This window comes from Nocardia sp. NPDC049935 (genome assembly GCF_055586645.1).
The window spans coordinates 88183-101183 of sequence record NZ_JBVJHV010000010.1 but is presented as its reverse complement, the minus strand read 5'-3'; the positions used below and the strand labels follow the sequence as shown (position 1 = coordinate 101183).

The window sequence follows — 13001 nt, the reverse complement described above, 5'->3', positions numbered from 1 at the left end:
AGGCTGCCGACGGACGCGAGCAGATCGGTAAGGAACATTTTTCGCCTCTTTCTATCGGTTGCGTTGATCGTCCGGGCAGGCGCCCGGACCACGTGATCGCGTACCTCCACAAAGCGGAACAGCCTGTGACAGCGCCGATCGCGCCTCGAGAACAGCCGAACGATGAAGCCGGGAGGAGCAATCACCAACTATTCGGCACCGGTTCGCGGGTGGATGGCCCAAAACGTGAAGTTTGTTTTGTAGCCGCATATTTGGACGAGTTGGCAGTTGGAGGCCGTGAAAACTCGCTCTCCCACAGGATTTCACGACCCCACCCCGGGGTAATCTGCGCCCCCATCGAATCGGACCGATCCTTCGGTTCGGGGAACCGGAATCGTTCCGGCGCGGCGGATCTCGACGGACTGCCGACCACCCGGGTCGCCTCCCCTCTCGCGGGTCCCGGCTGTGCGACCATGGGCCTTCCGGGGGAAGGACAGGGAGGTGCCGACCATGGGCCGGGAACCGGAAACCGGGAACGATCCGTTCGGCGGGCTACAGCCGACCGGGCACGAGGTTCGCAGTGGAAGGCCGTGGGACGCCTCCTACACCGACGGACCCGCGCCCTGGGATATCGGCGGCCCGCAGCCTGCCGTGATGCGCCTGGCCTCGCGCGGGGCGTTCACCGGCGCGGTGCTGGACGCGGGTTGCGGCACCGGGGAGAACGCCTTGCATATCGCGGCGCTGGGCCTGCCGGTGCTGGGTTTCGATATCGCGGAGACGGCGCTCGCGGCGGCCCGGGAGAAGGCCCGGCACACCGGAATCGGCGCCGAGTTCGTCACGGCCGACGCCCGCGACCTGGCCGGACTGGGCCGCCGCTTCGACACCGTGCTGGACTGCGGCCTGTTCCACAGTTTCGACCCCGGTGAACGACCCGGCTACCTCGCGAGCCTGGCCGCGGTCACCGACCCGGGCGCGACGCTGTATCTACTGTGTTTCAGCGACGAGGGGACCGATCCCGGGCCCCACCCGGTGGCCAGGGACGAACTGGCCGCCACGTTCGATCCGGACGGTGGATGGCGTCTCGCGGCGATCGATCCCGAACGAATCGAGACCCGCTTCCACCGGCACGGCGCACCGGCCTGGTCCGCGCGCGTCGAGCGAGTCGGGCGCCCCGGGTAGACGGCGGCGGGCGGTACGGCCACCGGTCCCGTGCCGGACCCGATGGCTCCGGTCTCCCGCTGCACGCGGACGGCCGGGCACGTTGACGCGTCAGTCCTCCGGTTCGGCGTCCGTCCGGCCCGGTCCGGTACCCGGCCCCGCGGTCTTCGCCGGCGTGGGGCGGCGGCGGGTCGCGGTGATGCTGTAGGTGAGGATCGACGACAGCAGGATCACCAGTACGGGCGCCGCCACCGGCGCCCAGGGCAGCTGGAAGGGCAGCAGCGCCGCGCCGCAGGCCGCGAGCGTCCACAGGATCGCGCCCAGTACCGACGGCAGGGTCGTGGGGACCACGCCGCGGGGCGCGGTGACGGTCGCGATGTTCAGCAGATACGTCGTGGCGACCAGACCGGCCGCGGCCGAAGCCACCAATTCGGTATCCGACAGGCCCAGCACGCCGATCACCAGCAGGACGGCGGCGATCGCCGACCAGCGCCACCACCAGCCGACCACCACCAGCACGATCGCGACCGGAGCGGCCCACGGCTGGATCAGAGCCACCAGCAGCACCAGCAGCGTCCCGGAGAGATGGGCCAGGAAGGCGATCATCGGCGCACCCGGATCATCCGGCGATGCTGTGGCAGCAGGCGCATCGTCTGGTCCAGCCGGGTATCGGCGGCCCAGGGCACGATATCGACGCCGACCGTGCTCATATCCCGGTACATCGAGGTCCGTTCCAGCTGCCACATCTTGTCCATGGTCGGATCCAGGTCCTGACTGAACGGGCTGCCGCGCAGCACATCCACCGCCACCACCACATGTCCGCGTTTGCGGAGATCTATCAGGGCGAGGGCGAACTGGGTGTCCAGCAGAGTGGTGAACGCGACGATGATCGCGCCCAGCGGGACCGCGGCGTACGGGGCCAGGGTGCCCGTGGTGGCGATGTATTCGTCGCCGACGTCGAGCACGGTGTCGACGATCCGGTAGAACTGGCGCCGGCCGATATCGGGTCGCAACCAGCGCGGGTGCTGTCCCAGGCACACCACCGCGGTTCGGTCACCGGCCTGCAGGGTGGACTGCACCACCTGCGCGGCGCCGCGAACCGAGAGTTCCAGCGCGTCGCTGGCGGGGCCCGGCGCCTGCTGGGAGGTGTCCACCAGAACCACCACATCCGCCGACCGGTTGGTGAGGCGTTCGGTGACGTAGAGGCGGCCCCGGCGGGCGCTCACCGGCCAGTTCACTATGCGCAACTGGTCGCCGGGGGCGTAGGCGCGGATATCGGCGTACTCCACACCCGGGCCGTGCCGGCGGGTGAGATGGACGCCGAGACGCTCCGGGAGTTCGGTGCGGGGCAGCCGCATCCGCTGCGGGTCGGTGATCGGGTAGACGTAGACCTCCCCGGCCGGCAGGGTCGCGGTGGCCAGTGCCATACCCGCCGGGCTCAGGGCCTTGACCCGCACCGAGATCGGATAGCGACCCCACCGCTGCGCCGAAACGGTCAGCCGCAACCCGGCCGGCGACGCACCGGAATCCACCGCCTCCTCGACCGTGACCGTCATCCCGTCGACCGCCACCGGTTTACACCGCAGCAGCGCATGCCCCTGGTCCACGAACGCGGCGATCGCCACGGTGACCTGCTCGTTCTCGAAACAACGCTGGGTTCCCGCCCCGTCCACCTGGATCCGGGTGCGCGTCACCTGCCAGGGGGCGCTGGCCAGGACACCGAGCATGGGCGCCGCGAACACCACCAGTTGCCAGCTGCCCGAGATCACCGCGCCGAAGAGCGCGACCGCCGAGGCGATGGCCAGCAGATACGTCAGCGGGGCGGGGCGCCAGCGCAGTCGCGCCTCCACCGTGGCACTGGCGTCGCGGTGTCTCATTGGGTAGCGGCGCGCGGAACCGGGAGGCGGCGCAGGAGTTCGCCGATCACGTCCTCACCGCGGATACGGCGCACCCACATCTCGGGGCGCAGCGTGATCCGGTGTGCCATGGCCGGAACCGCCAGGGCCTTCACATCTTCGGGGACCACATAGTCGCGGCCGTTCAGCAGCGCCCGCGCCCGCGCCATCTGCACCAGATCCAGTTCCGAGCGCGGGCTCGCGCCCACCTCGACCTGCGCGTGCGCGCGGGTCGCGCTCGCCAGCGCGACCACATAACCCACCACATCCGGGTGCACCGAGACGAATTCCACCGCGTGCCGCATCTCCAGCAGGCCTTTGGCGTCGACGACCTGATTCACCCGCGGCTGCACCGCGCCGCGTTCCAGACGCCGCCGGATCATCTCGGTCTCGTCGAGTTCGGACAGGTAGCCCAGCCGGAGCTGGATGGCGAACCGGTCCAGCTGCGCCTCCGGCAGCGGATAGGTGCCCTCGTACTCGATGGGGTTGTCGGTGGCCAGCACGACGAACGGCTGCGGTAGCGGGAAGGTTTCACCGTCGATGCTGACCTGCCCCTCCGCCATGGCCTCCAGCAGCGCGGCCTGCGTCTTGGGCGGAGTCCGGTTCACCTCGTCGGCCAGCAGCATATGGGTGAACACCGGGCCGCGGCGGAAAGTGAAACGCCCGGTGGACATATCGTAGATCGTGGACCCGAGCAGATCCGCGGGCAGCAGGTCGGGGGTGAACTGCACCCGGGTGAAATCCAGCCCGAGCGCTGCCGCGAAGGATCGCGCTATCAGCGTTTTGCCCAGCCCCGGCAGATCCTCGATGAGCACATGCCCGCCGGACAGGATCGCGATCATGATGAGCTGTAGCTCTTCGCGTTTACCGACGACGACCCGGGAAACCTCCCGGAGCACGGCTTCGGTGCGTTGGACGGTGGCGTCCAAGGGCATCGTCATGTCATCTCTCGCAATGCGTCGACCCGTTTCACATTCTCTGAAGGCGGCTCAGGATCTCGTCCAGAGCCGCGCGACCCGGCGCGGGCGTGTTCTGGTCACGCAACGCCGAGTCCGCGGGATCCACCCAGCGCCACAGTTCGGCGCCGAACAAGTGGACCCCGGCGTTTTCCAGTGCCCGCCGGTTCTTGCTGACCCGCAGGCCGGCGGACAGTTGGAATTCCTTGGCCAGCAGCGGGCGCAGATGGCGATCCCAGTCGGCACGGCTGCCGTCGGCGCGATCGACGAGCATCTCGGCACGGGCATACCAGTGGCGCAGCATCTCGGCGGGCCCGTTCTCCATCTCGTCGGCGGCTTCCTTATCGCGCTTCTCCGGGCGCAACAGCACCCAGACGAAGCAGCACAGCGCGAACGCCACCGGTACGCCCGCGGCGACCAGCATGAAATCGCGGGCCCGCAGATAGGCGGCCACCTCGAACAGCGCGACGGCGACGATCGCCGTCACCACGATCCACGGTCTGCTCACAGCGCCCCCGTCCGGTTCGCGACCCCGCCGAGCGGCAGATCGGGTGGATAACCGCCCGGATCGGCGGCCACCGCCGCGGGCACGGCGGGTGACGCCAGCCCCTGCAGGTCGGCGAGCACCACCCGGAGAAGCTGCTCGGCCCGCATCCGCTGCCATGCCAGCATCGAGTGCGGGCTGAACCGCGCCTCCTCGAACAGCGCGACCAGTTCCCGCGCGGAGGCGTCGCGCAGGGCCCCGTGTTCGAAGGCCCGGGCCAGCACCTCCATCGGGGTGTCCGATGCCCGGGGCGCCACCCCGCGGGCCCTGATCAGCCCGCGTTCCATCGCGAGGTAGCAGGCGATGATGGCGGTCCGCGGATCCTGCCCGGGCGCGTTCATCGCGGCCAGACCCATTTCGGCCGCTTTCACCAGCGAATCGGTTTCCATGGCCAGGCGTTCGCCGGCGGCGGCCTCGTCGTCGCCGGGTTCCTCGGCCCGCTCACGTCTGGTGGTATTGACGGTCACCACCGCCAGACCGGTCACCGCGACCGCGACCAGTGTGCCGGCGGCGGCGGTCGCGAGGATCATCCCGGTGCCGGTGAGCACGGGCTGGTCCTCGTCGGTTCCGGGCGGGACGGCGGTGGGCTGATCCGCCGGGCGATTGTTCGCCGGAGGTGCGGGGACCTGCTCGGCGGTGCGCTGGAATCCGATGAAGTAGACGGCGAAGAAGATGGCCGCCAGGACCCCGGCGACGGCCAGGATGAACAGCGCGACGAGCCCGAGCCGGCCCAGCCGCCAGCTGTGCGCGGCCTCCTCCAGGTCGGGCATGGCCAGCGGTAACCGGTGCTGGCTGGCGATCACCCCGGCGAGCAGCACCACGATGGAGACGGTGAGCAGCACCGGCATCAGGGCGACGGTGAGTGCGGTGGGCGTACCGCCGTCTTCGGGGGTTTCCGATACCCCCGGGATGTTTCCGCGCAGCGCGACGACAGCGCAGAACAACAGCGCGAACACCGCCACAATGCGCGCGATCAGCGCCCGCGACCCGGCCAACCCGATACCTCGAACCTGCGTACTGCCAAGAACAGCCACATATTTACATGCCGGACGGCCGGTCCGGGAGTGAATCGACAATATGAAATGCCAAGTTTTCCACCTTTACCAGCCCCTTGCCGGCAAACCTGCTGTCCATCGAGGAATCAACAGTCATATCTTGTTCCCCCCTGTGAAATCTCACAACCCCCGAACGGGATTACCGGACGGCGATATGCGCTCGCCATCGAGTAACTACACGGCGCGGCCGAGCCTCTCCGCGCCGCTCGTACCGGAGCGGCGCGGAGGGTCCCCGGAACAGTTCCCGGTCGGGTTCAATCGCGCTCAGCCCGCGTCGGCGCTGAGCACCAGTCCCGACGTGGGCACGCCCGTACCGGCCGTGACCAGCACATTCTCCACATTGTCGACCTGATTCACCGAGGAACCGCGCAACTGGCGCACCCCTTCGGCGATACCGTTCATACCGTGGATATAGGCCTCGCCGAGCTGTCCGCCGTGGGTGTTGATCGGCAGTTTCCCGCCGATTTCGATGGCGCCGTCGGCGATGAAATCCTTCGCCTCACCGCGCGCGCAGAATCCCAATTCCTCGAGCTGCATCAGGACGAACGGGGTGAAGTGGTCGTACAGAACTGCAGTTTGCATATCCTCGGGCCGCAAACCGCTCTGCGCCCACAACTGGTCGCCGACAAGGCCCATTTCCGGCAGCCCGGTCAAACCGTCCCGGTAGTAGCTGGTCATCACATACTGATCGGCGCCGCTGCCCTGTGCCGCGGCGGTGATCACGGCCGCCGGATTGGGCAGATCCCGGGCCCGCTCCACACTCGTCACCACGATGGCGACACCGCCGTCGGACTCCTGGCAGCAGTCGAGCAGATGCAGCGGTTCGGCGATCCAGCGCGAGGCCTGGTGATCGTCGAGGGTGATCGGCTTGTTGTAGAAGAACGCGTCGGGGTTCACCGCGGCGTGTTTGCGATCGGCGACCGCGATACGCCCGAAATCCGCGCTCGTCGCGCCGTACACGTGCATATACCGGCGGGCCACCATAGCGACCTGCGCGGCCGGCGTGCCCAGACCGTGCGGATACGACCAGCCGGCGTCGATACCCGAGGAGGTGGGCGCGGCGGCGAGCGAGCTGGAGAACTGCCCGAACCGCGAGACCGACCGCTCGTTGAACGCCCGGTAGGCCACCACCACATCGGCGACCCCGGTGGCCACCGCCATGGCGGCCTGCTGGACGGTGGCGCAGGCGGCGCCGCCGCCGTAACCGATATGGCTGAAGAACTTCAACTGCGGGATCCCGACCGCCCGCGCGACCGCCACCTGCAGATTGGTATCCATCGTGAAGGTGGTCAGGCCGTCGACATCGGCCGGGGTGAGCCCGGCGTCGGCCAGCGCCGCGGTGACCGCCTCGGCCGCCAGCCGCAATTCACTGCGACCGGATTCCTTGGAGAAATCGGTGGCGCCGATACCCGCGATGGCGGCCCGGCCGGACAGGGGATGTTGTGCACTGGTCATACGAACCTCACTCCGCGGGCTGGACAGGACTCGGCATCGATACGGCGCTCACGCCCCGCCCCCGGCGCCCGGGACGGTGGCGACAACGGTCGCGACGATGTGATCGCCCAGGCTGTCCTTGCCGACGACCTCCAGGCGGATGTCCTCCCCGTCGAGCTCGACGACCTTTCCGGTCAGCGTCAGGGTGTCGTAGGCGTACAGCGGCACCCCGAGTCGCAGCGAGATCGACTTCACCACGGTGGACGGACCCGACCAGTCGGTGACGAACCGCTGCACCAACCCGGTATCGGTCAGGATGTTGACGAAGATGTCCTTGGATCCCCGTTCGATCGCCTTGTCCCGGTCGTGGTGTACATCCTGGAAATCCCGGGTGGCCAGCGCCGTGCTGATGACGAAGGTGGGGTCGGCGTGGATGGACAGTTCCGGCAGTTCGGTCCCGACGGCGACCGCGGCCGGATCGAATGTGGCGGTCATGCGGTCACCTTCCAGAACGGCAGCGCCGTATCGTCGTCCAGGGTCTCGAAACCGGCGACCACCTCGAGTCCGACCTCGACCTTCCCGGGTTCGATCCCGCGCAGTTCGCCGAGCATCCGCACCCCCTCCTCCAGTTCGACCAGGGCGACCACGAACGGCAGATCGCGACCGGGCACCTTGGGCGCGTGGTGCACGACGTAGCTGAACACCGTGCCCTTGCCCGAGGAGACGATGTAGTCGACCGGTTCGGCTTTGTCCTGCCAGATCGCCGGCACCGGCGGATGGCGCAGAGTGCCGTCGGGAAGTTTCTGGATGCGCAGTTCCCCGGCCTTGGTACCCGCCCAGAAGAATTCGGTGTCCTGCGAGACCAGCGGCCGCACCCGCTCCCCCGCCGCGGGCTTCGGCGGCGCCGCGGTGCCGGGGGCGAACTTCAGGATGCGGAAAAGCATTTCGGTGACCAGTTCGTCGCCGACGTACCAGCTGGTGCGGTAGGTCAGGAAGAACCCCTCGCCCAGGCCGGTTCGCTTCGGTCCGACCACGCTGTCCAGCGCGCTGGTGATGCTCACCTCTTCGCCGGGCCGCGTATAGCGGTGGTAGATCTGCTCGCAATTGGTGCCGACCACCGAGGTGTATCCGGCGGAATCGAGCAACGCGTTGGTGGACTCCATCGGATCGTCGGCCGGACGTTTTCCGCTCAGCCCGAGCATGGTCCACACCTGGGCCATGGCCGGCGGGGCGACGATCCCGTCGAAACCCGCCGCTTTCGCGGCGGCTTCGTCGACATACACCGGGTTGGTGTCGCCCAGGGCCTCGACCCAGTTGTTGATCATCGGCTGATTGATCGGGTCGCGGCCGGGCCGCGGCGCGCTGGCTCCGGCCGCCATGATCTTCTCGGCGGCCGCGGTGATCGCTTCCGGCGTACTGGTTTCCGGCACGGACTCAACTCCTCGGTTTCATTACTCGGCACCGGTCACGTCGCGTCAACGCGGCACCCGGGGCAGCTTCAGACCCGCAGACGCGACCAGTTCCCGCATCACCTCGTTGACGCCGCCGCCGAAGGTGACCACCACGTTCTGTTTGGTGCGCCGGTCCAGCCAGGTCAGCAGTTCCGCCGTCGCGGGATCGGCCGGATCGCCGAAGCGGCCCACGATCTCCTCGGCCAGCCGGCCGGCCTCCTGCAGCGATTCGGTGGAGAAGATCTTGGTCGCGGAGGCGTCCGCGATCACCTGGGCCTGGTCCACATCGGGATTCTCCGCGGTCGCCGCGACCTGCCAGTTCAGCAATTCGTTGAGACGGGTCATGGCGTGGATACGGCCCAGTGGCCGTTGCGCCTCGGGCCGGTCGAGGACACCGCGCGGGCGGGCCCAGTCCCGGACCCGGTCGTAGAGCTGCTCGATCTTGCCGGACGGCCCGAGGCTCACCCGTTCGTGGTTGAGCTGGGTGGTGATGAGCCGCCAGCCCTTGTCCACCTCGCCCACCAGCATGCTCGCCGGAACGCGGACGCTGTCGAAATAGGTGGCATTGGTGTGGTGGGCGCCGTCGGCGGTGATGATCGGGGTCCACGAGTACCCGGGATCCTTGGTATCCGCGATCAGGATGGTGATCCCGCGATGCCGCGATTCCACCGACCCGGTCCGGCAGGCCAGCCAGACGTAATCGGCCTCGTGCGCGCCGGTGGTGAAGATCTTCTGCCCGTTGACCACCCAGTCGCCGGCGTCGTCGCGCACCGCGCTGGTGCGCAGCGCGGCCAGATCGGTACCGGCCTCCGGCTCGGAGTACCCGATGGCGAAATGGATATCGCCGGACAGGATTCCGGGCAGGAACTTCTCCTTCTGTTCCTGTGTGCCGAAGGTCTGCAACGTGGGGCCGACGGTCAGCAGCGTCACCAGCGGCAGCGGTACATCGGCGCGAGAGGCCTCGTTGTAGAAGATCTGCTGTTCGACGGGACCGAAGCCCTGGCCGCCGTACTCCTTGGGCCAGCCGACACCCAGCCAGCCGTCGCGGCCCATCCGCCGCACCACCGCGCGGTAGGCGTCGCCGTGCCGATTGACCTGCATCTCGGCGGATTCCTCCGGCGTGACGAGATCGGCGAAATAGGCCCGCAGGTCGTCGCGTAGTTTGCGTTGTTCGCTGGTCAGATCGATGAACACCCTGCTCCCAATCGTTCGAGCCGCAGTGCGGCGCCGCCCAGCCAGCGGGCGAGGTCCTTGGACTGTGAGTAGTAGCGGTGCATGGAATGCGTGACATCCACACCGATACCGCCGTGCAGGTGATGACATTTCTGCATGGCCTGCGGAAGTTCCGCGGCCACCGTATAGGCCAGCACGTTCAGATCGTCGTCGATCCGCTGCTGCCGTTCGGGGCTCGTATCCTCCTGCCCGAGCGCCCAGTTCGCGGAGAGCGCGGCGGCGTGCAAGGTGCGCGACACCACATAGAGATCCGCGATCTGCTGGGCCACCGCCTGGAATTCGGCCAGCGGCCGGTTGAACTGATGCCGGGTGCCCACATGGGTTGCGGTGAGTTTCAGCGCACCCGCCAGCAATCCGTCGGCAACCGCGCCGATGGTGCCCAGCACCATCCGGTGCAATCGCGTCGCCAGTTCGGGGAACAACCGGTCGGCCGGGACGACCACGCCGTCCAGGTGCACCGAGAATTCCGGCAGGCCCCCGGAGACCGGCGAACCGGTCAGGGTCAGGCCCGCGGCCGACGTCTCCACCAGCGCGACCCCGGAATCGGTGGTCACCAGCAGCCACCGCGCCTGGTCGGCGCAGGGCACCGCGACCTTGTGGCCGGTGATCCGGACGCTGTCGCCGGACACCTCGGCCTTGGTCGCCGGTTCGGTGGTCAGCGGCGCACCGGGTTCGCTGATCGCCGCCGAGAGCACCGCGCCCTCGGCCACCGCGGGGAACACTTCCGCGGCCACGGCCTCCGGGATCGAGCCCAGCAGGGGCAGGACCCCGAAGCCCAGGGTGGGCAGTGCGGGTGCGGCGACGGCGTCGGTGGCCAGCTCGGTCAGCAGGACCGACACCGCGTCGATGCCCATATCGTCGCCGCCGTATTGCTCCGGTAGCGCCACCGACAGCAGCCCGGTGGCCGTGAGTGCGGGCCACAGGTCCGCGTCGCGGGCCGCTTCCCGCTCCAGTAGTCCGACGACGACCTCGGCCACCGCCTCCTGGGCCTCGTCTCGGGTGAAGTCCACGTTCAGCTCTCCAGTCGTCGCACGAACTATCCGGCCGCGTCCCGGGGCAGCCCCAGAATCCGCTCGGCCGCCACGGTCAGCAGGATCTGCTCGGTACCGCCCGCGATCGACAGGCAGCGGGTGAGCAGGAATTCCGAGGTGTCCGCGGTCGCCCGGGCACCGGCCGGACCGGCCACCTGCACCGCGAACTCGGCCACCGCCTGCCGGTGCCGCACACCTACGAGTTTGCGCACACTGCTCTGCGCGCTGGGATCGGCGCCGGCCAGGATGCGGACGGCGGCGCGCTGTTCCAGCAGCAGCCCGGCGATGGCGTCGGCCACGAACCCGCCGAGCCTGTCGTTCACCAGTTCCGACCCCCGGCCGGTCGCGGGCAGTTTCGCGATGAGTTCCTCGAGCGCAGGCCCGATCCCGTTGCCGCTCATCGCGACCCGTTCGGCCGACAGCGTCGAGCGGGCGATCTTCCAGCCGTTGCCCAGGTCACCGACCACGCACTCGTCGGGAACGAACACCCCGTCCAGGAACACCTCACTGAACCGGGCCTCGCCGGTGATCTGCACCAGCGGCCGGATATCGATACCGGCGCTGCGCATATCGACGAGGAAGTAGCTGATGCCCTTGTGCTTCGGTGCGGCGGCATCGGTGCGGGCCAGGCAGATCGCCCAGTTGGCCTCCTTGGCCAGCGAGGTCCACACCTTCTGGCCGCGCAGGATCCAGCCGCCCTCGGCCCGTTCGGCGGTGGTCCGCAGCGCGGCCAGATCCGACCCCGCCTCCGGTTCGCTGAACAGCTGGCACCAGACGACCTCACCGCGCAGGGTCGGCCAGGCGAACCGCTCGATCTGATCCGGGGTGCCGTGCTGCAACAGCGTCGGCACGGCCCAGCCGCCGATGGTGAGATCCGGTACGGACACTCCGGCGCGGCGCAACTCCTCCGAGATCACCAGGCCGGTCATCGGGTCGGCGGCCCGCCCGTAGGGCTCGGGCCAGTGCGGCATGATCATGCCCGCGTCGGCCAGGGCGTCGCGCTGCTCGCCGGCCGGGAGCGCGGCGATGCGGGCCACTTCGGCGGCGAGTTCGCCGGTCGCCGCGTCCGCGGTCGCCTCGCCGGCGGCCGCGGCATCGGCGAAGACCCGGTCGGCGCCGGTGGTGCGGCGTTTACCCGCCCGGGTGAGTTCGGTGACCCGGGCCCGCCAGTACGCTCCCCCGCCCAGCAGCTGGTTGAGCGCCACCGCCCGGCGCAGGTAGAGGTGGGCGTCGTGTTCCCAGGTGAAACCGATACCGCCCAGCACCTGGATACAGTCCTTGGCGGTTTCCACCGCCGCGTCCAGGCTGATCGCGGCCGCGATGGCCGTCGCGATCGGGAGTTCGGAGGCGCCGGAATCCACGGCCGCCGCCGCGTCGGCGGCCACCGACCGGATGAGTTCGGTGCGGCACAGCATCCACGCGCAGATGTGCTTGACGGCCTGGAAGCTGCCGATCTTGCGGCCGAACTGTTCGCGGACCTTCGCGTAGTCGACCGCCGTCTCCAGGCACCAGCCCGTAACGCCCGCCAGCTCGGCGACCGCCAGCGCCGCCAGCAGATCCTCCACCGCGTACTCGGGATCGAACACCGCGTCGGGCTCCACCGGCACCCCGGCGCAGCGCACCCGGGCCAGCGGCGTCGAGAGATCCAGCGGTTCCAGGGCCTCGATCTGGACACCGGGCGTATCCGCGCCGAGCAGACACCACCGGCGGCCCGCATCGGTTTCGACCGGCAGCAACAGCGCGGTGCCGGCCGCCGCGCCCAGGACCGACTCCCAGGTACCGCCGAGCTCGCCCGCGTCGTCGAGCACCGGGATCGCCGCCGCGTCGCGTTCGCCGCCGTCGGCCACTACCGTGTCCAGCGCGATACCGCACGGCTGGTCCTCGGCCAGCCGGCCCGCGGTCACCAGCCCGGCGACCGCGGTCGTCAGGACCGGTCCGCCGACCATGTCGTGGGCCGCCTGTTCGAGGAAAACAGCGAGGTCGGTCACCGTTCCGCCCGCGCCGCCGGCCTCCTCGGAGACCGCCACGTGGAAGATTCCGAGTTCGCTCAGCGTTGGCCAGTAGGTCCGCCAGAAGCCGGTGGTGTCGGCCCGCATTGTTGCAATCGGTCGCGCCGCTGCTGCCCATCCGCTCATCGACTGCTGAACGGCTTTGTGCTCGTCAGTGGTGGCGATGGTCACAGTCCATACCGCCTTTCCGGCGTGACTCCCACACCTAGAACATGTTCTAATATCCTCGGTGGGCGGAAGTCAAGGCATGCGCCTG

12 protein-coding genes are annotated in these 13001 nt (G+C 69.1%); 1 reads left to right on the top strand and 11 read right to left on the bottom strand.

Going from position 1 to position 13001, the window contains the following annotated elements; translation table 11 throughout:
- Positions 1–489 precede the first annotated feature (489 nt).
- Positions 490–1158: a class I SAM-dependent methyltransferase gene (locus ACZ6SF_RS30225; RefSeq protein ID WP_466066938.1), complete on the top strand. Its 669-nt coding sequence runs from the start codon at positions 490–492 to the stop codon at positions 1156–1158.
- Between the two features lie 90 nt (positions 1159–1248).
- On the opposite strand, the gene ACZ6SF_RS30220 is transcribed toward ACZ6SF_RS30225, so the two are convergent.
- From ACZ6SF_RS30220 to ACZ6SF_RS30170, 11 genes are all read right to left on the bottom strand, one after another.
- On the bottom strand, positions 1249–1743 hold the full coding sequence (locus tag ACZ6SF_RS30220; protein ID WP_466066712.1) for a hypothetical protein: 495 nt from the start codon (positions 1741–1743) through the stop codon (positions 1249–1251).
- Positions 1740–3014 (bottom strand): DUF58 domain-containing protein, encoded by a 1275-nt coding sequence (locus ACZ6SF_RS30215; protein ID WP_466066710.1) that lies wholly within the window; start codon positions 3012–3014, stop codon positions 1740–1742. Before ACZ6SF_RS30215 ends, ACZ6SF_RS30220 begins: the two co-directional genes overlap by 4 nt.
- Positions 3011–3973 (bottom strand): AAA family ATPase, encoded by a 963-nt coding sequence (locus ACZ6SF_RS30210; protein WP_466066708.1) that lies wholly within the window; start codon positions 3971–3973, stop codon positions 3011–3013. Before ACZ6SF_RS30210 ends, ACZ6SF_RS30215 begins: the two co-directional genes overlap by 4 nt.
- 28 nt (positions 3974–4001) lie before the next feature.
- Positions 4002–4496, bottom strand: coding sequence for a hypothetical protein (locus ACZ6SF_RS30205; RefSeq protein ID WP_466066706.1), 495 nt, complete (start codon positions 4494–4496; stop codon positions 4002–4004).
- Positions 4493–5527, bottom strand: a complete 1035-nt coding sequence (locus ACZ6SF_RS30200) for a DUF4129 domain-containing protein (protein ID WP_466066704.1) — start codon at positions 5525–5527, stop codon at positions 4493–4495. Before ACZ6SF_RS30200 ends, ACZ6SF_RS30205 begins: the two co-directional genes overlap by 4 nt.
- A gap of 324 nt (positions 5528–5851) precedes the next feature.
- Positions 5852–7042, bottom strand: a complete 1191-nt coding sequence (locus ACZ6SF_RS30195; RefSeq protein ID WP_466066702.1) for a lipid-transfer protein — start codon at positions 7040–7042, stop codon at positions 5852–5854.
- 48 nt (positions 7043–7090) lie between these two features.
- A complete protein-coding gene (locus ACZ6SF_RS30190) occupies positions 7091–7516 on the bottom strand; it encodes a MaoC family dehydratase (RefSeq protein ID WP_466066700.1) in 426 nt (141 codons plus the stop codon).
- On the bottom strand, positions 7513–8400 hold the full coding sequence (locus ACZ6SF_RS30185; protein WP_466066936.1) for a bifunctional MaoC family dehydratase N-terminal/OB-fold nucleic acid binding domain-containing protein: 888 nt from the start codon (positions 8398–8400) through the stop codon (positions 7513–7515). Before ACZ6SF_RS30185 ends, ACZ6SF_RS30190 begins: the two co-directional genes overlap by 4 nt.
- 96 nt (positions 8401–8496) lie before the next feature.
- Positions 8497–9666 (bottom strand): acyl-CoA dehydrogenase family protein, encoded by a 1170-nt coding sequence (locus ACZ6SF_RS30180; protein WP_466066698.1) that lies wholly within the window; start codon positions 9664–9666, stop codon positions 8497–8499.
- Positions 9651–10715: an acyl-CoA dehydrogenase family protein gene (locus ACZ6SF_RS30175; RefSeq protein WP_449997648.1), complete on the bottom strand. Its 1065-nt coding sequence runs from the start codon at positions 10713–10715 to the stop codon at positions 9651–9653. The genes ACZ6SF_RS30180 and ACZ6SF_RS30175 overlap by 16 nt, the downstream gene beginning before the upstream one ends.
- A 26-nt stretch (positions 10716–10741) precedes the next feature.
- Entirely contained in the window at positions 10742–12916 is a 2175-nt protein-coding gene (locus tag ACZ6SF_RS30170; RefSeq protein WP_466066696.1) for an acyl-CoA dehydrogenase family protein, read from the bottom strand.
- Between the last annotated feature and the right edge of the window lie 85 nt (positions 12917–13001).